General features: G+C 67.8%; 24 protein-coding genes, 1 tRNA gene and 1 pseudogene. 16 read left to right on the forward strand and 10 right to left on the reverse strand.

Annotated elements, in window-relative coordinates:
• Positions 1-43 precede the first annotated feature (43 nt).
• A complete protein-coding gene (locus NO978_RS02680; RefSeq protein ID WP_257297972.1) occupies positions 44-883 on the reverse strand; it encodes a proline dehydrogenase family protein in 840 nt (279 codons plus the stop codon).
• Between the two features lie 198 nt (positions 884-1,081).
• On the opposite strand from NO978_RS02680, the gene NO978_RS02685 reads away from it, so the two are divergent.
• Genes NO978_RS02685 through NO978_RS02710 form a run of 6 tightly spaced genes read left to right on the forward strand, consistent with a single transcriptional unit; the run spans position 1,082 to position 7,055 of the window.
• Positions 1,082-2,380 (forward strand): ABC transporter substrate-binding protein, encoded by a 1,299-nt coding sequence (locus NO978_RS02685; RefSeq protein WP_257297973.1) that lies wholly within the window; start codon positions 1,082-1,084, stop codon positions 2,378-2,380.
• 7 nt (positions 2,381-2,387) lie between these two features.
• Positions 2,388-3,299, forward strand: a complete 912-nt coding sequence (locus NO978_RS02690; protein WP_257297974.1) for a branched-chain amino acid ABC transporter permease — start codon at positions 2,388-2,390, stop codon at positions 3,297-3,299.
• Between the two features lies 1 nt (position 3,300).
• Positions 3,301-4,563 (forward strand): branched-chain amino acid ABC transporter permease, encoded by a 1,263-nt coding sequence (locus NO978_RS02695; protein WP_257297975.1) that lies wholly within the window; start codon positions 3,301-3,303, stop codon positions 4,561-4,563.
• A complete protein-coding gene (locus NO978_RS02700) occupies positions 4,556-5,377 on the forward strand; it encodes an ABC transporter ATP-binding protein (protein ID WP_257297976.1) in 822 nt (273 codons plus the stop codon). The genes NO978_RS02695 and NO978_RS02700 overlap by 8 nt, the downstream gene beginning before the upstream one ends.
• Entirely contained in the window at positions 5,374-6,087 is a 714-nt protein-coding gene (locus NO978_RS02705; RefSeq protein WP_257297977.1) for an ABC transporter ATP-binding protein, read from the forward strand. Before NO978_RS02700 ends, NO978_RS02705 begins: the two co-directional genes overlap by 4 nt.
• A 38-nt stretch (positions 6,088-6,125) precedes the next feature.
• Entirely contained in the window at positions 6,126-7,055 is a 930-nt protein-coding gene (locus tag NO978_RS02710) for an EamA family transporter (protein ID WP_257297978.1), read from the forward strand.
• Between the two features lie 613 nt (positions 7,056-7,668).
• On the opposite strand, the gene NO978_RS02715 is transcribed toward NO978_RS02710, so the two are convergent.
• Complete coding sequence (locus tag NO978_RS02715; protein ID WP_257297979.1) at positions 7,669-8,163, reverse strand: DUF309 domain-containing protein; 495 nt, start codon at positions 8,161-8,163, stop codon at positions 7,669-7,671.
• An 89-nt stretch (positions 8,164-8,252) separates the two neighbouring features.
• Here NO978_RS02715 and NO978_RS02720 point away from each other — a divergent pair, with 89 nt between their 5' ends.
• Complete coding sequence (locus NO978_RS02720) at positions 8,253-8,846, forward strand: hypothetical protein (RefSeq protein ID WP_257297981.1); 594 nt, start codon at positions 8,253-8,255, stop codon at positions 8,844-8,846.
• A gap of 52 nt (positions 8,847-8,898) precedes the next feature.
• Positions 8,899-8,982: transfer RNA gene (locus tag NO978_RS02725), tRNA-Leu, on the forward strand.
• 111 nt (positions 8,983-9,093) lie between these two features.
• Here the strand turns inward: NO978_RS02725 and NO978_RS02730 are convergent.
• On the reverse strand, positions 9,094-9,936 hold the full coding sequence (locus NO978_RS02730; protein WP_257297982.1) for a hypothetical protein: 843 nt from the start codon (positions 9,934-9,936) through the stop codon (positions 9,094-9,096).
• Between the two features lie 102 nt (positions 9,937-10,038).
• On the opposite strand from NO978_RS02730, the gene NO978_RS02735 reads away from it, so the two are divergent.
• Entirely contained in the window at positions 10,039-10,434 is a 396-nt protein-coding gene (locus tag NO978_RS02735; protein ID WP_257297983.1) for a DUF5788 family protein, read from the forward strand.
• A 4-nt stretch (positions 10,435-10,438) separates the two neighbouring features.
• Here the strand turns inward: NO978_RS02735 and NO978_RS02740 are convergent, their stop codons facing one another.
• On the reverse strand, positions 10,439-10,696 hold the full coding sequence (locus NO978_RS02740; protein WP_257297985.1) for a hypothetical protein: 258 nt from the start codon (positions 10,694-10,696) through the stop codon (positions 10,439-10,441).
• Between the two features lie 108 nt (positions 10,697-10,804).
• On the opposite strand from NO978_RS02740, the gene NO978_RS02745 reads away from it, so the two are divergent.
• Complete coding sequence (locus NO978_RS02745) at positions 10,805-11,611, forward strand: inositol monophosphatase (RefSeq protein WP_257297986.1); 807 nt, start codon at positions 10,805-10,807, stop codon at positions 11,609-11,611.
• A gap of 88 nt (positions 11,612-11,699) precedes the next feature.
• Here NO978_RS02745 and NO978_RS02750 read toward each other — a convergent pair whose 3' ends face one another.
• Entirely contained in the window at positions 11,700-11,867 is a 168-nt protein-coding gene (locus NO978_RS02750) for a zinc ribbon domain-containing protein (protein ID WP_257297987.1), read from the reverse strand.
• Positions 11,868-11,952: 85 nt separating this feature from the next.
• Between NO978_RS02750 and NO978_RS02755 the strand changes: the two genes are divergently transcribed.
• Positions 11,953-12,411 carry an Lrp/AsnC family transcriptional regulator gene (locus NO978_RS02755; protein ID WP_257297988.1) on the forward strand — a complete coding sequence of 153 codons (459 nt, stop codon included), beginning with the start codon at positions 11,953-11,955 and terminating at the stop codon, positions 12,409-12,411.
• 75 nt (positions 12,412-12,486) lie between these two features.
• The gene (locus NO978_RS02760; protein WP_257297989.1) at positions 12,487-13,611 is read left to right on the forward strand and encodes a DUF63 family protein; all 1,125 of its coding nucleotides are present in this window, start codon (positions 12,487-12,489) and stop codon (positions 13,609-13,611) included.
• A gap of 168 nt (positions 13,612-13,779) precedes the next feature.
• Here the strand turns inward: NO978_RS02760 and NO978_RS02765 are convergent, their stop codons facing one another.
• The 3 genes from NO978_RS02765 to NO978_RS02775 all read right to left on the reverse strand — a co-directional run bounded on the left by NO978_RS02765 (position 13,780) and on the right by NO978_RS02775 (position 16,679).
• Positions 13,780-15,495, reverse strand: coding sequence for a YcaO-like family protein (locus NO978_RS02765; protein WP_257297990.1), 1,716 nt, complete (start codon positions 15,493-15,495; stop codon positions 13,780-13,782).
• Positions 15,496-15,556: 61 nt separating this feature from the next.
• Positions 15,557-15,703 (reverse strand): hypothetical protein, encoded by a 147-nt coding sequence (locus NO978_RS02770; protein ID WP_257297991.1) that lies wholly within the window; start codon positions 15,701-15,703, stop codon positions 15,557-15,559.
• Between the two features lie 190 nt (positions 15,704-15,893).
• Complete coding sequence (locus NO978_RS02775; RefSeq protein WP_303647186.1) at positions 15,894-16,679, reverse strand: alpha/beta fold hydrolase; 786 nt, start codon at positions 16,677-16,679, stop codon at positions 15,894-15,896.
• Positions 16,680-16,948: 269 nt separating this feature from the next.
• Here NO978_RS02775 and NO978_RS02780 point away from each other — a divergent pair, with 269 nt between their 5' ends.
• The 3 genes from NO978_RS02780 to NO978_RS02790 all read left to right on the forward strand — a co-directional run bounded on the left by NO978_RS02780 (position 16,949) and on the right by NO978_RS02790 (position 20,300).
• Positions 16,949-18,361: a sodium-dependent transporter gene (locus tag NO978_RS02780; protein WP_257297993.1), complete on the forward strand. Its 1,413-nt coding sequence runs from the start codon at positions 16,949-16,951 to the stop codon at positions 18,359-18,361.
• Positions 18,362-18,492: 131 nt separating this feature from the next.
• A complete protein-coding gene (locus NO978_RS02785) occupies positions 18,493-20,037 on the forward strand; it encodes an acyl-CoA carboxylase subunit beta (protein WP_303647158.1) in 1,545 nt (514 codons plus the stop codon).
• A 2-nt stretch (positions 20,038-20,039) separates the two neighbouring features.
• Positions 20,040-20,300 (forward strand): acc operon protein, encoded by a 261-nt coding sequence (locus NO978_RS02790; RefSeq protein ID WP_257297995.1) that lies wholly within the window; start codon positions 20,040-20,042, stop codon positions 20,298-20,300.
• Positions 20,301-20,324: 24 nt separating this feature from the next.
• Here NO978_RS02790 and NO978_RS02795 read toward each other — a convergent pair whose 3' ends face one another.
• On the reverse strand, positions 20,325-20,726 hold the full coding sequence (locus NO978_RS02795; protein WP_369684094.1) for a cytochrome P450: 402 nt from the start codon (positions 20,724-20,726) through the stop codon (positions 20,325-20,327).
• A 15-nt stretch (positions 20,727-20,741) separates the two neighbouring features.
• Between NO978_RS02795 and NO978_RS19880 the strand changes: the two are divergent.
• Positions 20,742-20,900: pseudogene (locus tag NO978_RS19880) on the forward strand (helix-turn-helix domain-containing protein); the annotation flags it as partial.
• 126 nt (positions 20,901-21,026) lie between these two features.
• Here NO978_RS19880 and NO978_RS02800 read toward each other — a convergent pair.
• The gene (locus tag NO978_RS02800; RefSeq protein WP_257297997.1) at positions 21,027-22,415 is read right to left on the reverse strand and encodes a cytochrome P450; all 1,389 of its coding nucleotides are present in this window, start codon (positions 22,413-22,415) and stop codon (positions 21,027-21,029) included.
• Positions 22,416-22,571: the final 156 nt, after the last annotated feature.

Here is a 22,571-nt window from a genome sequence, read left to right on the forward strand (position 1 = left end):
CCTGCGGACATCCTCGAATCGTGGAGCAGAGACGTTCGCCAACCTACCGCCCGACGACGGCCCGGAACGCGAACAGCGCGTTCGACTTCCGCTCTCGCACACGGCGGTAGAAGTACGAGAACCACTTGCCGCCGTAGGGGACGTACTGCCAGACCTCGACGCCCTCGCTCGCGAGGTCGAACTGCGCGTCCTCGCGCACGCCCATGAGCATCTGTACCTCGTACGGGGTGCCGTGTTCCGCGTACAACTCGGCGGCGTAGTCGACCATCGCGGGGTCGTGGCTACCGACTGCGACGCCGTCGTCGAACGTCTCGAACATGAACGCGAGGCAGTCACGATACGCCTCGTCGACCTTCGCCTTCTTCCGGTACGCGATGTCGCCGGGCTCGTCGTAGGCACCCTTGACGAGGCGAACCTTCCCGGGCAACTCGGCGAGCCGTTCGAGGTCCTCCCTGGTCCGTTCGAGGTTCGCCTGCACGCAGACGCCGACGTTGCCGCCGGTCTCGCGGGCGTGGCGCTCGAACGCGTCGAGGGTCACGTCGGTCGTCGGGTGGTCCTCCATGTCGATCCAGACGAACACGCCGTGGGCGTCGGCGACCGCGACGATGCGGGCGAGGTTCTCGTAGAACGCGTCGTCCGAGAGCGAGAGCCCGATCTGGCTGGGTTTGACCGAGATGCAGGCGTCGAGGTCGTCCTCTGCGATGGTCTCGGCGAGGTCGATGTACGCGTCGGCGTCCGCGTCCGCGTCGGCACGGTCGTCGTAGTGCTCCCCGAGGAGGTTCAGGATGACGGCGACGTCGCGACGGTTCAGCTCGCGGGCGTGCTGGACCGCCTCCGCCGGCGACTCGCCCGCGACGAAGTTGTTCGCGATGGGTGGGATCATGCTACCTGTTCGTCGCTCGTCCCCCCTATACCGGCACCCGACCATTTAGTGCTGTTCCGTGGGAAATGAATATATTTCTTGGGTGAGAACAACACACATCCGGAGGGGTTATCGTTACCACTCACCAAAGTGTCGTAGAGTCCCCGACCATGGTAGGTGAGGGGTTAACTCTACACGTATAATTATTCACCACAGACCATGACATCAGACAGCAAGGGAGAGATAGGCAGGAGAACCGTACTCAAGGTCAGCAGTGGCGCGGGTGTCGCGGCACTGGCCGGTTGTATCAGCACGAACAGCGACGACGGCGACACCGACACGCCGACCGATGGCGGTGGCGACGGGACCCAGACGACCGACGGTGGTGGCGGCGGTGGGATGAGCACGTTCGAGATCGGGATGGTCGACTCGACCACCGGCTCGCTGTCGGCGTTCGGCCAGCGCAACCAGCGCGGGAAGGACCTCGCACTCGCGGCGGTCAACGACGTCGGCGTCAAGGGCGGCGAGCTCAGCATCGTCGTCGAGGACTCGCAGTCGGAACCACAGGGCGGCGTCTCGGCCGCACAGAAGCTCGTGAATCAGGACAGCGTCCCGTTCCTCATCGGCGCGGTGGGGTCGGGGGTCTCGCTGGCCATCTACGAGAGCGTCGTCCAGGGCACCGACGTGGTCCAGCTCAGCCAGAACTCGACGGGCCTGAGCCTGACCGACTTCCCGGGCCTGCTCCGGATGTCGCCGACGGGCAGCACGCAGTCGCTCGCGCTCGCCAACATCATGGCGGAGGACGGTCACGACAGCGTCGCGGTCACGTACGTCAACAACGACTACGGTCAGAGCCTCGCCGACGCCTTCGTCGAGAACTGGGACGGGGAGATCGCGTACAACAACTCGCACGACCAGGAGCAGCAGTCCTACTCCAGCGTCGTCTCCCAGATGAACAGCTCGGGTGCCGACGCCTGGCTCTTCATCACGTACCAGCCGGAGTTCGCGACGATGGTCAACGAGATGTACTCCAGCGGGTACGACGCACCGATGTACGGCGCCGACTCCGTCTCCGGGACGGACGTCCTCGAAAACACCCCGGAGGGCAGCATGGACGGCATGAAGATCGTCGTCCCCTCCGCACCGGTCGAGGAGGAGAACTACCAGCAGTTCGTCTCCGAGTTCGAGGACGCGTACGACGAGGAACCGACCGTCTGGTCCGCCTACGCCTACGACTGCGTCATCAACGCGGCGCTGGCAGTGCAGGCCGCGGACGAGTTCACCGGGACCGCGCTCCAGGAGACCGTCCGCGAGGTGAGCCGGCCCGAGGGCGAGCAGGTCACCTCCTACGAGGCCGCCCACCAGATACTCGCCGACGGCGGCGGCCCGAGCGACGTCGACTACCAGGGCGTCAGTGGCCCCATCGACTTCGACGAGAACGGTGACCCGAAGGGGTTCCTGCAGATACTGGAGGTCCAGAACCACGACTACGTCGGCATCGGCTTCATCGAAGGCTGAGCCACCGATGCCTCTTCTGGAATATCTCGCGAACGGGCTGATATTCAGCAGCATCATCGTGCTCGGGAGTATCGGGCTCTCGCTCGTGTACAGCATCGCTGACTTCGCGAACTTCGCCCACGGCGACACGATGACCATCGGCGCCTACACCGCGTTGCTGACCTTCGGTGCCGTCGGCGGCCTCGGCGGCGCGGTGCTCGGGCTCCCCTACGGCTTCTTCGTCGCACTCCTCGCCGGCATCGCCGTCGCAGCGCTCGTCGCCGTCGTCACGGAACGGATCGTCTACAAGCCGATGGACGTGGGCTCCATCGGGATGCTCATCACGTCCATCGGTATCGCGTTCATCTACCGGGCCATCATACAGCTCCGTTTCGGTGCGGACTTCACCCGGTACGACGTGCAGACGCTCCGCCCCATCGAGTGGCTCGTCCAGTACGACATCCGCATCACCGAGCACGACGTGGCCATCGTCCTCTCGGCGGCCATCCTCGTCACTGGGCTGCACCTCCTGTTGCAGTACACGGACCTCGGTCGGAAGATGCGCGCGATGGCGGACAACCCCGAGCTGGCCCGGGTCAGCGGCATCCGAACCGAACGGGTGAAGCTCTGGACGTGGGTCATCGGGGCCGGGCTGGCCGGGAGCGGCGGCGTCTTCCTCGGCCTGTTCAACCAGCTCCGGCCGCGGATGGGCTTCTCGCTGCTGTTGCTCATCTTCGCTGCCGTCATCCTCGGCGGCATCGGCTCGGTGTACGGCGCGATGCTCGGTGGGTTCCTCATCGGGATGATCCACGAGCTCATGCCCATCCTGACGGACTACGGCATCCCCATCGGGACCGAGTACGCCGAGGCGGTCGTCTTCGTCATCATGGTCGTGGTACTGCTCGTCAGACCGAACGGCATCATGGGGGAGGCGACCTGAGATGAGCTGGCTCACCGACCCAGCCGGCGAGTTCGCGGACCTGACTCGCGCAGAGCAGGGCGTCACGCTGTTCGTCGTCGCCTTCGCTATCTACCTGCTGTTCGGGCTACTGAGAGGGACGCTGGATCCGACGTACTTCATGTTCCTCCTCGGACTGGCCAGTATGTACGCGCTCCTGTCGCTCGGGCTGAACTCCCAGTGGGGGTTCACCGGACTCATCAACTTCAGCGTCGCCGCGTTCTTCGGCATCGGCGCGTACGGCACCGCGCTCATGACCGCGAGCTCCTCGCCCATCGCGGGCGGGTTCAACCCCATCGTCGGCCTCGTCGTCGCACTCGTCGTCGCGGCCGTCATCGCGGTCGCCATCGGCATCCCGACACTGCGCCTGCGAGCGGACTACCTCGCCATCGCCTCGCTGGGGCTGGCCGAGGTCATCCGCCGCATCGTGCTGAACGAGCAGGGGCTCACCAACGGCAGCGCCGGTGTCCGCGGCATCCCGAGCTTCTTCGAAGGGTGGCCGGTGCTCGCGACGTTCCCGCAGTCGATGCCCGAGACGACCATCGACCCCGTGCCCGGTGGCTCCGTGACCGTCGCGGAGCCGGTGTTCGGCATCGGGTTCACCGTCGGCCAGGAGATCGTGCTCAGGACGCCGTTCTGGCGTGCACTGCTGAACGTCTCGCTCGTGTTCGTGTTCCTCGGGGTCAGCTACGGCGTGCTCCGGCGCGTCCACCGCTCGCCGTGGGGTCGCGTGCTGCGGACCATCCGGGCCGACGAGGACCTCGCCCGTGCGCTCGGCAAAGACACCTACTCGTTCAAGATGCAGTCGTTCGTGCTGGGCAGCCTCGTGATGGCGCTGGCCGGTGTGTTCTACGCGCACCTGAACCTGTACGTCAGCCCAGGCGACCTCGACCCGATTACGACGTTCTACGTCTGGGTCGCGGTCATCCTCGGCGGGAGCGGCTCGAACCGCGGGGCGCTGTTCGGCGGCTTCGTCGTCGTCGCCATCCGCGAGGGGACCCGGTTCCTCAACCAGATCTCCCTCTCGCTCGACCTGGGCGCGACCGAGGTCGTCTTCTCGTTCGAGGGGCTCGGCGGGCCCATGCGGCTGCTGCTCATCGGGCTCATCATCGTGGTCCTGATGCGCTTCCGGCCGGAGGGCCTGCTGCCGCCACAGCGGGAACTCATCTGGCCGGGGACCGTCGACGAGGTACCGGAGGGACCGGATGTCGGTGTCCGAGAGGCACGGGGTGGTTCCGATGAGTGAGGGTACAACGTCCATGCGGGACCGCCACGAGGGCGCAAACATGGGGAAGGAGAACGTCGTCCTCCGCGTCGAAAACCTCGAGAAGCGCTTCGGTGGCCTCGTGGCGACCGACGACGCCAGCTTCGAGGTCGAACGCGGCACCATCACCGGCCTCATCGGACCGAACGGTGCCGGCAAGTCGACCATCTTCAACCTCATCTCGGGCTTTTACGAGCCCGACGGCGGTCGCGTCGAGGTCAACGGCATCGACGTCACCGGCAGGAAACCCTACGAGGTCGCCGACGCCGGCCTCATCCGGACGTTCCAGACCCCCCGCAAGCTCGAGGGGATGACCGTCCGCGAGGCGATGCTCGTCGGCCCGCGAGAGCAGCCCGGTGAGTCGTTCGTGAAGCTGTTCACCGACCCCGAGGGCGTCGCCTCGGCCGAGTCGGCCAACCTGGCGGAGGCCCAGCGCATCCTGGAGGAGTTCGAGATAGACCACCTCGCGACCCAGCCCGCGACCGACATCTCGGGCGGGCAGATGAAGCTGGTCGAGCTCGCCAGAGCGATGCTCGCCGACCCCGAGATACTGCTGCTCGACGAGCCGGTCGCCGGCGTCAACCCGACGCTCCGGAACGACCTCGCCGAACAGATTCGGCGGCTCAACGAGCAGGGAACCACGTTCTGTATCATCGAGCACGACATGGAGTTCGTCATGAAGCTCGCCGACCCCGTCGTGGTGCTGAACCAGGGGAACGTGCTGATGGAGGGACCGCCCGAGGCGGTCCAGAGCGACGAGCGCGTCATCGACGCCTACCTCGGGGGTGACGCATGAGCGACCAGCCCGTCCTCGCGCTGTCGGACGTCGACAGCGGCTACGGCGAGGTGCAGGTGCTCACCGACCTCTCGCTGCACGTGAACGAGAACGAGATCGTCTGCCTCATCGGCCCGAACGGTGCCGGCAAGTCGACCGTGCTGAAGACCGCCTTCGGACTGCTGTCGCCGTGGACCGGGTCGGTGACCTACCACGGCGACCAGATCGGCGGGATGGCCCCCGAGGACATCGTCCGCGAGGGCATCGGCTACGTGCCACAGACCGACAACGTGTTCGGCTCGCTGACCATCGACGAGAACCTCCGCATGGGCGGCGTCGCCCGCGAGAGCGGCCTCGACAGGGTCATCGGGGAGCTGTACGACCAGTTCTCGTTGCTCGACGAACGTCGGAAGTCGAAGGCACGCACGCTCTCCGGCGGCCAGCGCCAGGTGCTCGCGTTCGCCCGGGCGCTCGTGATGGAGCCGGACGTGCTCCTCATCGACGAGCCGTCGGCCGGGCTCGCGCCGAACACCGCCGACGAGGTGTTCGGCCACGTCCAGGCCGTGAACGAGCTCGATACGGCCATCCTCATGGTCGAACAGAACGCGAAGAAGGGACTGGGCATCTCCGACCGTGGCTACGTGCTCGACCAGGGCACCGTCCGGTTCGAGGACGCTGCCGACGGCCTGCTCGACAACGAGGAGGTCTCGAAGCTGTACCTCGGCGCGTAGCCCCCAGCCCGTCGCGTTCAGTCCCCGTTCCCGTACCAGTGACAGACACCCGACGCTACGTCTTCGCGCTCGCCCCGCTCGCAGCCGCGGCGCTGTGGGGCGGGATGTACGTCGTCAGCAAGTGGAGCTTCGCCAGCATCCCACCGCTGACGCTCGGGTTCCTGCGGGTCGCCGTCGGCGCGGCCGTCCTCCTCGCCGTGCTCGGTCTGGGCGACGGTCGGTCGACGGTCGACCGCGCCGACTGGCCGACGTTCGTCGCGCTCGGCGGGTGGGTCACACTCACGAACGCGACGCAGTTCGTCGGCACGGAGCTGACAACCGCGAGCGAGGCGTCGCTGTTGACCGTGCTGACGCCGGTCGCGACCGTCTTCCTCGGTGCCGTCGTCCTCGGCGAGCGGGTGACCCCGGCGAAGGCCGCCGGCATCGGCATCGCCCTCGCCGGCACCGTCGCCGTCGTCGCCGGGCAGTACGACCTCGCCGCGGTCGGTGCCGGCAGTCTTGTCGGCGTCGTGCTCCTGCTCGCCGCGAGTGTCACCTGGGCAGCGTACACGGTCCAGGGTGTCCGCGTCGTCCGTCGCTACTCCGCGCTGACCGCCGCGACGTACGCGACCGTCGCCTCGGTGCCGATGCTCGGCGCGCTGTCGGCGGTCGAACTCGCCGACACGCCCGGTGGGCTGGCGTCGCTCCCGACCGACGGCACGTCCGTCCTCGCCGTGCTCTACCTCGGCGTCGCAGCCACGGCCACGGCCTGGTACCTCTGGTACAAGGGACTGGAGTACGTGCCCGCAGGGACCATCTCAGTGTTCTTCTTCGCCCAGCCGGTCGTCGGCGCGGCCCTCGGCGGGGCCCTGCTCGGCGAGACGCTCGGCCCGGGCTTCGCCGTAGGTGGCGCGCTGATGGCGCTCGGCATCTGGGTCGTGAGCCGCGAACGGGCCGAGGAAGGCGAAGAGGAGTCGGCGACTGCCTGAGAACGCGGGTCAGTCCAGTCGTCTCGTGTCCCAGATTTACAACCTCGTTTTTGCGAAATCCATCTCCCACCCGAAATTCAGTGGTTACCGTTCTGTTAGTGGGGAAGAGAGGCGTCATCTGAACCCCGGAGCCGCCGAGGTTATTACATTTGAACCTCGTGCTCTACCTGTCGATGAAGGTCCGAAATAGCGAACTGGATTACGTATATCCAATATTCAGTAGGGGTAGACGGGGGGCCTTTCTACCGAGGGCACTAGATTGACCGACGATGAACTGGAAATGCAAACGCTGCGGAACGATACACACCCAAAACCCGGTCGAGTGCAGAAATTGTTCCAACAGCAACTTCCGGCCGATGACTGCAGAAGAGACAGCCAGTGAGTCGATAGGTGTCGAATCACCGGATCCAATCGATCCCGATGACTCGGCACGCACCGTATCGAGTATGGCAGGAGGAGATAGCTCGCCGGACGTGAACCTTGATGGCAGCATCGCCAACGCCGATTCCGAAGCCCCCGACGATACCGGGAGTGACTCTACCCTCTTTTCGAGATTCCGCTCATTGATTCCTTTTCTCTAATCAGGTAGCGTCCCGACACACACTGCCCCAGTTCACTCCAGCCGCTCGGCGTACTCGACGTCGAGCTCGCGTGCGGTCGGGACGTCGCCGTCGAGTTCGATCTGCCAGCCGTGCAGGACCTGGGGGTTCTCGAGCGCGTTCGTGAGCGTCGTCCGCACGTCGAGCACGTCGACGCCGTAGTAGTCGGGTGGGACGCCCTGAAAGTACTGGAGCGCCGTCCCGAACAGGCTGCGCATCCCGCCGTCGTCCTCGAAGTCGAAGTGCTTGTACGCGCCGGCGGCCACCTGGACCATCCCGTGGAGGAACTTCGACTCCGTCGAGCCACGGCCGTAGTTGTACCACTCGTCCTCGAAGCAGTCGTGGGATTCGTGATACTCGCCGCTGTTGTACAGCCGGACCCCGTGGATGACCGCGCGGCGAAGCGTCCCGTGCTCCCAGCCGTTGGACTCCGGCCGGTCCGCACGCCAGCCCGCCGGGTCGCCCCTCGCGGGTGGTGCGACCCCGGTGTCCAGCGTGTGTTCGTCCATCGGCGCAACGTACGGTCTCCCCCGGCATACTCCTTCGGACTCCCGTCGAAAGCACAAGACATTTTATCCGACCTGTCGGGCTCTCGACCATGGGAGACGCTCGAGCCTCCGAGTCCAGCGGCTCGAACGTCGGGTCGCTCCGCGACGCACCCAAGGAGTGGCTGGTCGCCTACGGCCTCTACCTCGAGACCGCGCTCGTCGCCGTCCTCGTCGTCCTCGCGGTCGTCTCGCTGGTGGTTCTTTTCTTCGCCGCACTCCTCTCGATACCGACGGGGCCACCGCCCGAGAACGGCGCGGCGGGGAGCAGCCAGGGGACCCCACTCGGCAACCTCGGGACCGTCCTGTTCAACGGCGGTATCCTCGTCGCGGTCGGACTCGGTGTCCTGCTCGTCGGCCACGCAGTCGCCGAAGTCCTCGTCATCGCCAGGTCGGACCGTGCCCTCGACCTGGGCGACCCGACCGACCTCGCCTACGGTGGTGTCAGAACCGTGGAGACCGTCGGCGCGCTGGTGTTCACAGCCACGGTCGTCGTCGGCTTCGTGCTCGCCAGTGCGGGCGTCATCACGGACGACATCGGCCGGACGACCGGGCTCGTCGTCCTCGGAGCCGGCGGGACGATGACCGCGAGCGTCGTCCTCCACGCGCTCGGCCGCGGCGTCCGCGTCGTCGTCGACGCCGTGTAGGTCGTGCCGGTTCGCAACGTTTTACCAGCCACCGCGACGAGGTGGAGTACGTGCGAGGGTAGCCAAGCCTGGAAACGGCGGCGGACTCAAGATCCGCTCCTGTAGAGGTCCGAGGGTTCAAATCCCTTCCCTCGCATGAAGGCGCGAAACCACGCGCCCGAATGCGGCAAGACGGAGCGTCTTGCCCTCGCAACATTCTCACGACGACGTCACGAGGGAGAGCCATCTGCGAGACGACGGTGACCGACTACGACCGCTCGGTCGCGACCACGTCGCCTTCGCGGTCGAGCGTGAGCGAGAGCGTGTCGCCGTCGTGGGTGACGTCGACCCGGATCCGGAGCGGGTCGGTCGACACCGCGGTCTCCGTCCCGAGGCGGCACCAGTCGAGCGTCCAGAACGGGGTCGACCGGAGGTCGACGCCGTGCTCGTAGGAGAACCGCTGTACGTCGGGGTGTCCGAGGAGGTACAGCCCGACCGGGAGCCCGTGCTGGGAGCCACAGCGCTCGCAGTGCCCGAGGTAGTGGTACTGCTCGCCCTCGTAGCGGGTGAGCGTACCCTCGACGCGCCCCTGGCACTCGGAGCAGATGCCCCGGCGGGTCAGCTCCCCCCACCGGTTCTCCAGGAACGCGATGCGCTCGACGAGTTCGTCCTCGGTGTGGCCTTCGAGCAGGCTCGGCGGCACCCAGAGCCCGGTCCGGTGCTCGTCCGTGCCACAGGTTAGCCAGAGGACGCCGTCCTCGTAGCGGAGCTGTAGTGGGCCGCTGCAGTGGCGGCACTCGCCGGGCGCGTCCACCGGCCCCCACGTCCAGTCGGTATCGAGGACGCCGGACGAGGCGGTCCCGATGAGCCCCATCCCGACGCGCGACAGCCGATAGCCGGCCTCGCCCGTGAGTATCAGGTCGCCGAGCTGGTCGAGGTGGTAGTTGAGGTTGCCGTTGTCGCGGATGCCGACCCTCTCCCGAAGCTCGGTGTACTCCAGCCACGGGTCCATCGGAGCGTCCCGCTGTGCGCTCGCCAGCGCGTCGAGGATCTCGACTCGGGTCTGGTGACTCACCCGCTCGAAGACCTCGGTCGCGTCGCCACCGTTCATCGTCCCGAGCTACGGCCCTCGGCACCTAAATACTCGTGTCATATCGACTAGAGCAATCGGTTGCTCCGAACGCCTATCAGTCCTCCGTCCATCGGTTCGACCATGGACGACGAGACACGACGGGACCTTCTCCACGAGGTACGCCGCCCGTCGGGCACGGTCGGAAAGGACCTGCCCGACGAACTCAGCGTACAGGGGACGACCATCGACGTGCGCGAGTTCGTCTTCGATTGCAAGCGCCTCGATGCCATCCCCGAGAGCGAGCGCGAGCGTATCGACGAGGTCGAGTCACAGCTCCGGCGGGAGCGACTCCAGCGAAAGCAGCGGCTGGCGGACGGGGACATCACCGAGGAGAAGGGAAAAGCGCTGGTGCGAAGCATCCACGGGCTCGACCGGGCGCTCACCGCCATCGAGGGGCTGGACACGCCCGACATCGAGGAAGAACTCCGCCAGAAGAAGCTCGAGGACGCACGGGAGCTGCTGGCGCTGGTGCGGTAGCTGGTCAGGCCGCCTCGACGTCGGTCACGTCGCCCACGACCGTCCAGCCGTCGTCCCCCTCGCGGGCGGCGAGCAGCGTCTCATCGTCATCGCCGTCCACGATGCGGTAGGTGGTGCCGTCGTCGGCCTCGCCCTCGGCTTCGAGGTCGTCCTGGAAGAACTCGGCGCTGTGCATCGAGAGGACGACCGTCGAGCCGTCGGCGAAGGTAAGCGTCACGGGGTCCGGTGCGATGTTGTACAGTCGCTTCGCGAGCCTGTTCATACCCGACGCGTGTACGTCGGCCGGCAAGTCGTCGTCGGTCCGCCGCGGGCGTCGGTGCGCAGTCGACGAACCGGAGGGCCTTTTTGCGCGGCTCTCCCGAGTGAGTGCATGACCGACGACGCAGCACGTGCTCGACTGGTCGAGCGCGCCGCACGTTCCGGAGCGGCCGTCGCCGAGGCGGGCTTCCGGACGGATCTCGCCGTCGAGGAGAAAGACGGGAAGACGGACGTGGTGACCCAGGCCGACCGGGACGCCCAGCGCGAGGTCGTCTCGACTATCCGGAACGAGTTCCCCGAGGACGCCATCGTGGGTGAGGAGGACGACGAGCTGAAGGAGGTGCCCGAGGAGGGCCCGGCGTGGATCATCGACCCCATCGACGGGACGAACAACTACGTCCGCGGCTTCTCCGTGTGGGCGACGAGCGTCGCGGCGGTCGTCGACGGGGAGCCAGTCGCAGCCGCGAACATCCTGCCGGCGCTGGACGACTCGTACGTCGCCGACAGTGAGCACGTGGCACTGAACGGCGACGAACTGGCGGTCAGCGACGTCTCGGACCCGGAGCGCGCGGTCGCCTGTCCGACCATCTGGTGGCCTCGCGACCGGCGCGACGAGTACGCCACGGCCTGCCGCGAGGTCGTGGAACGGTTCGGCGACATGCGCCGCGTCGGCTGCGCACAGGCCGCCCTCGGGATGGTGGCCTCGGGCGGGCTGGAGGCGACCATCACGAACGTCGACGCGAACCCCTGGGATACGGTCGCCGGGGCCCACATGGTCCGGCAGGCCGGCGGGACGGTGACCGACCTCGACGGCGAGCGCTGGCGACACGACAGTCGCGGGCTCGTGGCGTCGAACGGCGCCGTTCACGACGAGGCGCTCGCCGCGGCACAGGCTGTCGAGGACGTGCGGCTGGAGTAGGACCGGACGAGCCGACGGCTGTCCGACGCGCCCGGTGGTGTCGAGCCTCACGTGCCGCGGACGCTGTGTGGCTGAACCGTGGGTCGTCTCACGCGGGTGAGGCCGCCCGTATCTTCGTCGACCGACACTCCGGACACATCACGGCCGACATGTCCGATTTGGACGACTCGAACTCCGTCTCGCACCGGTCACAGACGTACTGGAACGTTCGTTCGTCGGCACCGAACATCCCTCTGACCGAATCTATGATTCCCATGCCCAAAGTTAACGTACCACGTTCTCGTATATAAATCCTGTTCGGGAGGGTCGCGTTTTTTCCCCTCGGGACGGTACCAGAGGGTATGGAACTCGACGACACGGACAAGCAGATCCTCCGCATCCTTCAGGAGGACGCCCGGACGACGTTCAGCGAGATCGCCCGTCGCATCGACATGTCGAGCGCGACGGTCCACGACCGCGTCGGCCGGCTGGAGGACGCCGGCGTCATCCAGGGCTACCACGCGAAGCTCGACCCGAAGGCCATCGACCTCGGCATCTCGGCCATCATCGGGCTCAGGGTGGAGCAGGGACGCGAGCAGGACACGCTGGAGCGATTGCAGGAGATAGGGGGCGTCCAGGAGGTCCACCTGACGACCGGCGAGTGGGACGTGATGGCCCGCGTGTACGCCGAAGACGCCGACGCGCTGCGGGAGCTCATGTTCGAACGCATCGCCCAGATGGACGGCTTCGCGCGCTCGCAGACGATGGTCATCCTCGGCACGCCACACGAGTCAGAGGAGCTGCCCATCGCCGAGGAGTAGTCGGTCGGTTACTCGCGGGTGACCGGGCGAGGGGAGACCAGAAGGGTAATGGCCCATCCGGCCACCCGTCGGTGTATGAGCGACTTCATCGACCGCATCGGCATCGAACGGGCGTGGGTCGGCGCGGTCGGCCTGCTGACGGCCGTGTTCGGCCTCGGGTCGGTGCTGTTCCCGCGTACGGTGTACGCGAAGTTCGTCTGGCAGTACTTCTGGGGGCCCGTCTACGCCGACGCCCACAACTGGAACTGCGTGGCCTGGGCCGACGGCGCACAGGTCCAGCCCCAGAGCTGCGGGTCGGTCCCCGGGAGCCTCGGGCCGGTCGCCGAACCGGGCTACACCGTCGTGAGCGAGATCGGCTACGCCCTCATCCTGCTGTTGATGCTCGTCGGCGTCGGGCTGCTGGTCAGGCGGCTCCGAATCCAGCGCTACCGGGCGCTGTTCTACGGGCTGTTCCCGTTCATGTTCTTCGGGGGCACGCTCCGGGTCATCGAGGACGTGAACGACGCGGCGCGTGACACCGCCGGGCAGGCACCCGTCTTCGAGTACCCGCTGAACAGCTTCCTCATCAGCCCGATCATCTACTTCACCGTCTTCTTCGTCGCCCTCGCGGCGGTCGTCGCCGCCGTCTACCTCGCCGAGAACGTCGTCGACCGGCAGTTCGAGTACCCCCTCTTCGCCATCGGCTCGGGCATCCTCGCCGCGAGCCTCGTCTACCTCGGCTGGGCCGCCGCCACCCAGCCGTACGTCTCGTTCCACCCGCAGGTGACCGCGGTCGTCCTCGTCGCGTCGACGGTCGTCGCCGGAGGCGTCTGGTACGCCATCGAGACGTTCAAACCGGCTATCAACGCCGGCACCGGCTTCATCGGCGCGGTCGTGCTCTGGGCCCACGCCGTCGACGGCGTCGCGAACTTCGTCGGACTGAACCTGATGCCGGCGCTCACCGGCCAGGCGAACCTGCAGGGGAAACACCCCGTCAACCGGTTCATCGTCGACATCGCCGGCCAGTACCTCCCCGGATACCTCGACGCCTTCCCCTTCCTCGTCGTGAAGATGGTCGCGGCGACGTTCGTGCTCTGGGTGTTCGACGAGACGGTGTTCGACGACAGCCCGCGCTTTACCGTGATGCTGCTCGTCGCCATCGTCGCCGTCGGCCTCGGCCCCGGCACCCGTGACATGGTCCGCGCCACGCTGTACGTCTAGGACAGTTCCTCCAACGTCTCCCGCGGGACGTAGCGTTCTCCGCAGTCCGTACACTCCGCGAGCACCCGCTCGCCCGTGTGGGGAACTGATGCCTACAGCGAACTACCACAGAGGATGAGTTAAACCTCGATAAGACCACAGAACACGGCCGTTATCTGGCGTCCCGTCTCAGGGATACGGGTGATGCTGACGGTTCAGCCGCGCCTCGAACCCGAGCGACTCGGGCACCGTCTCGGCCCGCGTGCCGAACGCCGGGGCATCCGTGAACAGCGGCTGTGCGCCGGGGACCACGACCCGGACCGCCTCGAAGCCGGCGGACTCGACGTCGCCGGGCGTCAGCCGGCTCGCGTACGGCGTCAGTCCGGCGTCGGTCACTCGCTCGACCAGCGCGTCCACCGCGGCGCTCCCCGACGGCGCGTCGTCCGGGCCGACGCTGCTCGCCGGAATCGGCCCGCCCGCGTCCAGGAAGTCCGCCGCGGCCGACGGGAAGTCCGCGAACCGGCCGATAGCGCCGGACTCCTCGCTGGCGTCGGCGCGGCCCATCGAGCGCAGCTCCATCCAGTTCTGGAGCGCCTCGGCGAGCGCCGACCGCGCCGCAGCGACGGGGTCGAGCGCGGCGTCCGACCCGACCGCGAAACGGGGCCAGTCGCCGCCCTCGCGGTGGACCGCCACGGTGACCACCGGCACGTCCACGTCCTGAGTGACGAGCAGCGCCGTCGTCTCCAGGTCCTCGGCGCGGGCACGCCGGGCCAGCCGCTCGTAGTCAGCATCGTCGACCCGCAGTTCGAGCGGCTCGAAGGTCGAGTACCAGGCGAGCATCGTCGCGTCGCGCTCGACGACCTCCGTGAGCCCGGCGACGAGGGCGTCGGCCCCGGCCGTGCCCAGGCCCAGCCCGGTCGTGATCGCCGTCGTGTAGCGCTCCTCCGGCGGGGGGAAGTGGACGAGTTCGGCCGGGATGGGCACCTGCTCGTCCGTGGCGAGGTTCGTCGCCGTCGTCCACGGAATCGGTTGCTCCGGGTCGACCGGCGGGGCGTCGTCGGCCCTGACGGTCGCGTCGGGCGAGACGCCGTTTTCGATCATGCCCGGCGGTGCCTGCTCGAACTCGGCGTTCCGGTAGATGGCGGCACTGTAGCGCTCCAGCGCCTCCCCGACGGCCTTCATGAACGCCGCGTTCCAGTCGTCGGCGACGCCCGCGGCCTGCCCCGGCGCGCTGGCGTCCGAGTACACCGAGGTCTCGGCGGTCGTCGCGAGGTAGTACGGCGCGGGGAACGACTCCAGCTCGCCGATGTCGCTGACGAGGCCGACGCGCCCGTCGAGCGTGCGCTCGGCGCGTTCGACCGCCTCGTCGAGACTCACGTCGGCGTCGCCGCGCCGGAGGTCGTCGTCCGTGGTGTCACAGCAGCCCGGCACCGGCAGGAACCGGCGGTCCTCGTGGGGCAGCTCGTGGATGGTCCCGACCAGGTCGGCGGTCGATGTCCCGTCCGCGGCATCGACGGCCGCGGCAGCCTCGCGCCCCGCCACCGCCCCTGCCAGCCGCGCCGTCGACCGGTCGACGTCCCCGTCGTCGGTCTCGCTTGCGTTCGAGCCGACCCTGGCCCGCAGGCAGTCGAAACAGCCCCGGCCCGGCGCGAGCCCGGAGACCGCCGCGTCGACGTCCGCGACCGGATAGCCGCCGATGCCGCCGAGTTCGACCGCCAGCCACGGCCCGTCGGCGACCTCGTTTGCGGTCACGAGGGCGTCGTCCCCGGTCGCCGCCACGACCACCGCGAGATCGGCACCCGCGATACCGTCCGGGTCGACCCGTGCCGGCTCGACCTCGGTGTCCGCCAGTGCGGCCGCGACCGCCTCGGCGGACGGTCCGTCACCCGCGATTCGTACGTCCATGTCGCCGTCGTCGGGTGGCGGCGAGAAAAGTCCGACGCTCTCCGGTGTCGGTTCCCGGCTCTCAGATGTGCTCCTCTTCGAGCACCCAGCCGAGCGCTCGCTTGTAGTACGTGAACATCTGCCTGACGCCCTCGTGGTTCATGTCCTCGTCGTCCAGCTCCTCCATCAGGAACTCGTACTGCTCGCGGATCTCCTCTTCACTTCGCATACTCTCGTCTGTGGGTGCTGTTCGGAAGTGTCTTTCTTCGAGTCGTGTCCCGCGCGCGTCGAGTGGTCCGCGCTCCGGAGGGACGTACGGCTGCTCGACAGCAGCCGGCACATCCCGAGCAGTTCGCGGCTTTCGGCACCCATGCCGGTGGCGGGAGTTTACAACGTACGTAAACGCTCGCGAGTGCCGTTCAGTACACCTCCGCCAGGAACTCTCGGAGGGCGTCGTTCACCACTTCGGGGTTCTCCACGTTCGAGGAGTGGCCGGCCTCGGGGACCTCGACGAACCGGGCGTCCGGAATCGCTTCGGCCATGGACTCGCCGTACTCGGGGTCGATGGAGAGGTCCTCCGCCCCGTGGACGACGAGCGTCGGCACGTCGATCTCTTCGAGGCGGTCGGCGACGCCAGGACGGTTCAACCACGAGTGCACCTCGTCGTGGACGGCCTCGCCGGGGTAGGTGAGCCAGCGGTTCCGCCAAGACTCGACGAGTTCGGGGGCCACCTCGTTCGTCGTCGGCCCGAACAGGATGTGCGAGATCACCTCGGCGAGTTCCTCCGGCATCTCCTCGGCAGCCTTCGCACGGTCGACCATCCCGCCGTAGCGCTCGCGGTCCTCCTCGGGGTGGGGCTGGGCCATGCTGTCTATCAGGACGAGCCCGTCGAGCACGTCGGGATAGTGCAGGGCGAACCGGAGCGCCATGAACCCCCCCATCGACATCCCGCCGAGGACACAGGAGTCGATACCGAGCTCGTCGACGAGGGTCCGGCAGTCGTCGGTCAGGTCGTCGAGGTCGTAGGGACCCTGCCAGTTGTCGGTGCGGGCACGGCTGTCGTAGGTGACGACGCGGTAGTCGCCGGCGAGCGCGTCCTGCTGGGGCCGGAACATCGTCCGGTCCATCAGCGTCCCGTGGCTGAGCACGAGCGGGGGACCGTCGCCGCGGTCGTCGACGAGAGTGTCCGTCCGGTGGCGGTACATCTCGGTGGCTGGACCGGAGTCGTCGAGAGGTGTTGTCACACGCCACAGTTCTGCGGGGAGTCACAAATAGCTACGTCGTCGATCTCGTGACCTGCGAGTCAGGCGGCCCCAGACGCCTCCTGCCGCAACGTGGCGCCCACAGCGGCTTCGATTCGGCCACGCCCCGGACCGTACAAACGTCCGACAGAGCGCCTGAAAAACGTGATATTTGGGGATTGATGGTTCGTGATTCGTAACGCTCTTGAGGTGGGGCGGACCCGTGGCTATCAATGGCACGTGAATCGTGGACGGGGCGTATCGGCTTCGTCCTCGCCGCCGCTGGCAGCGCAGTCGGACTGGGGAACCTCTGGCGGTTCCCGTGGATAACCGCCGAGAACGGCGGGAGCGCCTTCCTGCTGGTCTACCTTGGAATCGTCCTCGCGGTCGGTGTCCCGGGACTGCTCGCGGAGTTCGTCATCGGCCGTCGCTCCCAGAAGAGCCCGGTCGGGGCGCTCCGTGATTTGTCGGGCTCGCGTAACTGGGGTCACGTCGGCCTGCTGACCGTCGTCGCCGGGCTCGTCCTGCTCTCCTTCTACAGCGTCGTCGGGGGCTGGATCCTGCGCTACCTCGTCGCCTCGCCGACGGGCGCGTACTTCGGCGACCCCGGCGCGTACTTCGGCAGCATCTCCTTCGGCTTGGAGGCCGCGGGGTTCCACGTCCTCTTCCTCCTGCTGACCGCGGGTGTCGTCTACGGCGGCGTGCGTGACGGCATCGAGCGCGCGACGACGGTGATGATGCCCGTCGTCTTCCTCGCGCTCATCGGGCTCTCCGTGTGGGTTAGCGGGCTCTCCGGCGCGGAGGAGGCGTACACGTTCTACCTCTCGTTCGACGTCGGCGCCATCCAGGACAGCTTCCTCGACATCGTGCTCGCCGCGGCCGGGCAGGCCCTGTTCACGCTCTCGGTCGGCGCGGGCACCATGATAACCTACGCGAGCTACGTCGGCGAGGACCGCTCGCTCCCGGCGGACGCGACGCTCGTCGCCGTGCTCAACACCAGCGTCGGCGTCCTCGCCGGGCTCGTCGTCTTCCCGCTCCTGTTCTCGACGCCCGGCGCGGACGTCGAGACCAGCGGCCCGGGCGCGCTGTTCGTCGGCGTCGCCACCGCGTTCTCCGAACTGCCCGCCGGTCGCCTCGCCGCCGCCGGCTTCTTCGCGGTCGTCGCGCTCGCCGCGCTCTCGTCGTCCATCAGCATGCTCGAGATCGTCGTCGCCTACCTCGTCGACGAGCGCGACCGCAGCCGGCAGGAGGCCGTCCTCGGCGTCGTCGGCATCGTCCTCGTCACCGGCACCGCGAGCGCGTTCACCCCCGAACTGTTCGAAGCGCTCGCCGGTCCCGTCGTCGACTTCGTGCTCACGACCGGGCTGTTCGCGTTCGTCGTCTTCGCGGCGTGGGTGCTCGGCGGCGCCGCCGTCGACGAGTTCGGCCGCGGCGCGCAGTTCTCGGCCGGGCTCGGCGACGCCTGGCGGCTCCTCGTCGGGGTCGTCATCCCGCCGTTCCTCGCCTTCACGCTGCTCGTGGGCGTGTTCGAACTGTTCGGCGTCACGCTCCCCTCGTGGCAGCTCGGGCTCGCGGGGACCGCCGTCGCCGGCACCGTCATCGCTCTCGTCCGCTGGACCCGCGACGCCACCGGGGCGGCCGCCTGAGGCGACGGCCCGCCACGGACCGTCCGAAATACTGCCGCGGAATTTCGACGATCGACGTTGCGGACTACGGAAACCTTTTGGGCGAGGTGAGAGACGATTGGACCAATGACTGCTGGGTGGTCACCGTGACGATGGAAGACCGCATCGAGGAACTCGAAGAACTGCGCGAGGAGGCCCTGCTGGGCGGCGGCGAGGACCGCATCGAGTCACAGCACGAGAAAGGCAAGATGACCGCTCGCGAGCGCATCGAGTACTTCCTCGACGACGGCACCTTCCACGAGTTCGACCAGCTCCGCACCCACGACTCCCACAACTTCGGGATGGAGGAGCGCAAGATACTCGGCGACGGCGTCGTCACCGGCTACGGCGACGTCGACGGCCGGAAGGTGTTCGTATTCGCCCACGACTTCACCGTCTTCGGTGGGTCACTCGGCGAGGTGTTCGCCGAGAAGATCACGAAGGTGATGGACATGGCGATGGAGGTCGGCGCACCCATCGTCGGGCTGAACGACTCCGCCGGTGCACGCATCCAGGAGGGCGTGAACTCGCTCGCCGGCTTCACCAACATCTTCCACCGGAACCAGATGGCCTCGGGCGTCGTCCCGCAGATCTCCTGCATCATGGGGCCCTGTGCGGGCGGTGCGGTGTACTCCCCTTCCATCACTGACTTCACCTTCATGGTCGAGGACAGCTCGCACATGTACATCACCGGCCCGGGCGTCATCAAGACCGTCACCGGGGAAGAGGTGACACAGGAGGAACTCGGCGGGGCCAAGACGCACACCGCGAAGACCGGCGTCGCACAGTTCGCCTGCGAGTCCGACGAGGCCGCGCTCGACCGTATCCGCGACCTGCTCTCCTATCTGCCGTCGAACAACGTCGAGGACCCGCCGCGCGTCGAGCCGTGGGACGACCCCGACCGCGAGGACGAGCAGCTGCTCGACATCGTCCCCGACAGCCCGCAGAAGCCCTACGACATGGTCGACGTCATCGGCTCCATCGCCGACGAGGGCTCGTTCTTCGAGGTCGCCGAGAACTTCGCGAAGAACATCGTCGTCGGCTTCGGTCGGCTCGACGGCCACAGCGTCGGCGTCGTCGCCAACCAGCCCCGCGTCAACGCCGGCACGCTCACGGTCGACGCCTCGATGAAGGGGTCCCGGTTCGTCCGCTTCTGTGATTCGTTCAACATCCCCATCGTGACGCTCGTCGACGTCCCCGGCTACATGCCGGGCACCGAGCAGGAGCACCGGGGCATCATCCGCCACGGCGCGAAGCTGCTGTACGCGTACTCCGAGGCCACCGTCCCGCTGCTCACGGTCATCACCCGGAAGGCCTACGGTGGCGCGTACTGCGTAATGGCGTCGAAGAACCTCGGTGCGGACGTGAACTACGCCTGGCCGACGGCGGAGATCGCCGTCATGGGCCCGCAGGGCGCGGTCAACATCCTCTATCGGGAGGAGCTCGCGGAGGCGGAGAACCCCGACGAGCTGCGCGACGAACTCATCGAGGAGTACCGCGAGGAGTTCGCGAACCCCTACACCGCCACGGACCAGGGCTTCCTCGACGACGTCATCGAGCCGACGGAGACGCGCTCCCGGCTCGTCGACGACCTCGACATGCTGCTCTCGAAGCGCGAGGACCAGCCCGACAAGAAACACGGCAACATCCCGCTGTAGCCATGAGTCAGGACCTGCTCGCGGCGCTGGACGTGCCCGACGACGCGACCGACGACGAGGCCGCTGCCATCGCGGCCGTCGTCGGCGCACACCTCCGCGACCTCGAAGCGCAGGCCGCCGAGGAGGGCGACGAGGAGACGTGGACGGGCAAGAAGTGGTCGTTCGCCGGGCGGCTCCGGAGCGCCCGCGGGCGCGCAGCACGGGTGCCCGACGGCGCGCCGACGGACGCCTGGGCGGCGTCCGGGCGGGCGGACCGATTCTGAACCGTCGAACTCGTTCTCAGCGCGTCATTCCCGTGTCTCGGTGCGCACCAGGACAGTACCCGGGTCGAGCGTCACCTTCGCGTCCGGCTCCAGCGTCTCGGTGACACGTTCGAATCGAATCCGCTGGAGTATCGTCGCGAGGGCGAGCTGGAGTTCCATCCGGGCGAAGCGCATCCCGATGCAGTGTCGGGGGCCGCCGCCGAATGGGAAGTAGGCGTACTCGGGACGGTCGTCGGAGCTGCCGAGCCAGCGCTCGGGACGGAACTCGTCGGGGGCGTCCCACCACCGCTCGTCGTGGTGAATCTGGTACGCCGGGAGCATGACCGTCGCGTCGGCCGGGACCGCGTACCCGCCGAGCGTCGTCTCCGTGACGGGTTCACGGTAGATGGCGTAGGCTGGGGGGTAGAGCCGGAGCGCCTCGTCGATGACCGCACCGGTCCGTTCGAGGCGCTCTCGGTCGCGTGGGAACGTGGCTACTACGAGGTGCCCAGAGAGGGGTCGCTGGCCCGCGTCGCTAATTCGCTCGGCTGCTCCGAGAGCGCCGCCTCGACGTTGCTCAGGAAAGCCGAGCGTGGCCTCGTGGACGCGGCGCTCGGCTGATCGGTCGGCCGTCCCTCGCAAGCACTCTCGGGGTGACGCAGGCCGGACCGGTCACTCCTCGCCCGCCTCCCGGGACTCGTCGCGCTATCTCCGGGACGTGGGGCCCGTCGAACCGTCGGTTCGGCCCTATCGCTTCGTGACCCGTAGCCGGACGTCCTCCTCGGGCAGGTAGCTCGCCGCCATCCGCGGCTGCGGCGGCTCGTCGTCCACGTACTCGAACCGGCAGTGCTCGACGAGCGTGGCGAGCACGAGCTTCAGTTCCAGCATCGCGAAACGCATCCCGATGCAGTGGCGCGGGCCGCCGCCGAACGGGAAGTAGGCGTACTCCGGCAGGGACGCCTCGAACTCTTCCGTCCAGCGGTCGGGCCGGAACTCGTCGGGGGCGTCGTACCAGCGCTCGTCACGGTGGATGCGGAACTGCGGCAGCGTCAGCTTGGTGTTCGCCGGGATCTCGTAGCCGCCGAGTTCGACGTCCTCCCGGGCCTCGCGGAAGATGACGTAGGCGGGCGGGTAGAGCCGCATCGACTCCGTGCAGACGCGGTCGAGGAGTTCGAGGCCGAACACCTCGAACGCACCGGGCGTCTCGCCGTCGACCGCCTCGTCGACCTCCTCGCGGAGCCGGTCGGCCACGTCGGGGTGCTCCGCGAGCAGGTACGTCGTGTAGGTCAGCGCCAGCGACGTGGTGTCGTGGCCGGCGAACAGGAACGTGAGCATCGTGTCTCGGAGCTCTTTGTCGGACATCCCGTCGCCGTCGTCGCCAGCCTGCATGAGGATCGCGAGCAGGTCGTCGTGTTCGTCGGCGTCGGCCGCCGCGCGACGCTCGTCGATGAGCCGGTCGACCACCGCCTCGAACTCGTCCATCGCCCCGGTGAATCGGCGGTTCGACGGTGTCGGCACCCACTGCGGCACGAACGTCGAGAGGCCGTCGGGGTCGGCACGCTCGTTCAGCGCCCTCGCGGCGCGGGTGATGGCCGCGCCATCCTCACTCCGGTCGATGTCGAGGTCGAACAGAGAGTCCGCGAGGATGCGGAGGGTGAGTTCGGAGAACCGCTCGTTCGCGGCGACGGTCTCGCCGTCGTCGAGGTCGTCGACGAGTTCGGCTGCGTAGCCAGCCATCGCCTCGCCGTAGCCGCGGACGCGGTCGAGCTGGAACGCCGGCTGGGCCTGCGTGCGCTGCGTTCGCCACTGCTCGCCCTCGGTGAGCAACAGGCCGTCGGGGGCGAACTCGGTGCCGAAGTCCGACAGCGTCCACTTGCCGTACTTCTCGGAGTCGGTGACGAGCACCTGCTGGACGAGGTCCGGATGGAGGACCGTGGTCATGCGCTGGCGGGCGACGCTGTAGCCGACCACGTCGCCGTAGCTGGCGAGTTCGTCGTAGAAGGCGTGCGGGTCGCCGGTGAACTGGAGGGTGTTCCCGATGACGGGACGGCCGTCGGGGCCGGGCGGGAAGCCACCGTCGCCGTCGGCGGCGGGCTCGGCCGGGCGGCTGTCGTGATGGGTCGACTGACCACTCATACATGGACCTTGCCGACGACGGCGAATGGTGGTTCCGTCGTCGTGGCTAGTTCACTTAAGTACGAACACCGCCCGGGGCGGCACACACAGCAGTAACGACAAAGATGCACGGTGCCGAAACACGAAGGTACTGATGAAACGAGGGGTCGTCTGGTC

This window comes from Haloarchaeobius sp. FL176, assembly GCF_024609245.1.
Classification (GTDB): domain Archaea; phylum Halobacteriota; class Halobacteria; order Halobacteriales; family Natrialbaceae; genus Haloarchaeobius.

Excerpts from the sequence above, each read along its gene's own strand:
- NO978_RS02680 (WP_257297972.1), bottom strand. The coding sequence starts at position 883 with ATGATCCCACCCATCGCGAACAACTTCGTCGCGGGCGAGTCGCCGGCG.
- NO978_RS02685 (WP_257297973.1), top strand. The coding sequence starts at position 1,082 with ATGACATCAGACAGCAAGGGAGAGATAGGCAGGAGAACCGTACTCAAG.
- NO978_RS02690 (WP_257297974.1), top strand. The coding sequence starts at position 2,388 with ATGCCTCTTCTGGAATATCTCGCGAACGGGCTGATATTCAGCAGCATC.
- NO978_RS02695 (WP_257297975.1), top strand. The coding sequence starts at position 3,301 with ATGAGCTGGCTCACCGACCCAGCCGGCGAGTTCGCGGACCTGACTCGC.
- NO978_RS02700 (WP_257297976.1), top strand. The coding sequence starts at position 4,556 with ATGAGTGAGGGTACAACGTCCATGCGGGACCGCCACGAGGGCGCAAAC.
- NO978_RS02705 (WP_257297977.1), top strand. The coding sequence starts at position 5,374 with ATGAGCGACCAGCCCGTCCTCGCGCTGTCGGACGTCGACAGCGGCTAC.
- NO978_RS02715 (WP_257297979.1), bottom strand. The coding sequence starts at position 8,163 with ATGGACGAACACACGCTGGACACCGGGGTCGCACCACCCGCGAGGGGC.
- NO978_RS02720 (WP_257297981.1), top strand. The coding sequence starts at position 8,253 with ATGGGAGACGCTCGAGCCTCCGAGTCCAGCGGCTCGAACGTCGGGTCG.
- NO978_RS02730 (WP_257297982.1), bottom strand. The coding sequence starts at position 9,936 with ATGAACGGTGGCGACGCGACCGAGGTCTTCGAGCGGGTGAGTCACCAG.
- NO978_RS02735 (WP_257297983.1), top strand. The coding sequence starts at position 10,039 with ATGGACGACGAGACACGACGGGACCTTCTCCACGAGGTACGCCGCCCG.
- NO978_RS02740 (WP_257297985.1), bottom strand. The coding sequence starts at position 10,696 with ATGAACAGGCTCGCGAAGCGACTGTACAACATCGCACCGGACCCCGTG.
- NO978_RS02745 (WP_257297986.1), top strand. The coding sequence starts at position 10,805 with ATGACCGACGACGCAGCACGTGCTCGACTGGTCGAGCGCGCCGCACGT.
- NO978_RS02750 (WP_257297987.1), bottom strand. The coding sequence starts at position 11,867 with ATGGGAATCATAGATTCGGTCAGAGGGATGTTCGGTGCCGACGAACGA.
- NO978_RS02755 (WP_257297988.1), top strand. The coding sequence starts at position 11,953 with ATGGAACTCGACGACACGGACAAGCAGATCCTCCGCATCCTTCAGGAG.
- NO978_RS02760 (WP_257297989.1), top strand. The coding sequence starts at position 12,487 with ATGAGCGACTTCATCGACCGCATCGGCATCGAACGGGCGTGGGTCGGC.
- NO978_RS02765 (WP_257297990.1), bottom strand. The coding sequence starts at position 15,495 with ATGGACGTACGAATCGCGGGTGACGGACCGTCCGCCGAGGCGGTCGCG.
- NO978_RS02770 (WP_257297991.1), bottom strand. The coding sequence starts at position 15,703 with ATGCGAAGTGAAGAGGAGATCCGCGAGCAGTACGAGTTCCTGATGGAG.
- NO978_RS02775 (WP_303647186.1), bottom strand. The coding sequence starts at position 16,679 with ATGTACCGCCACCGGACGGACACTCTCGTCGACGACCGCGGCGACGGT.
- NO978_RS02780 (WP_257297993.1), top strand. The coding sequence starts at position 16,949 with ATGGCACGTGAATCGTGGACGGGGCGTATCGGCTTCGTCCTCGCCGCC.
- NO978_RS02785 (WP_303647158.1), top strand. The coding sequence starts at position 18,493 with ATGGAAGACCGCATCGAGGAACTCGAAGAACTGCGCGAGGAGGCCCTG.
- NO978_RS02790 (WP_257297995.1), top strand. The coding sequence starts at position 20,040 with ATGAGTCAGGACCTGCTCGCGGCGCTGGACGTGCCCGACGACGCGACC.
- NO978_RS02800 (WP_257297997.1), bottom strand. The coding sequence starts at position 22,415 with ATGAGTGGTCAGTCGACCCATCACGACAGCCGCCCGGCCGAGCCCGCC.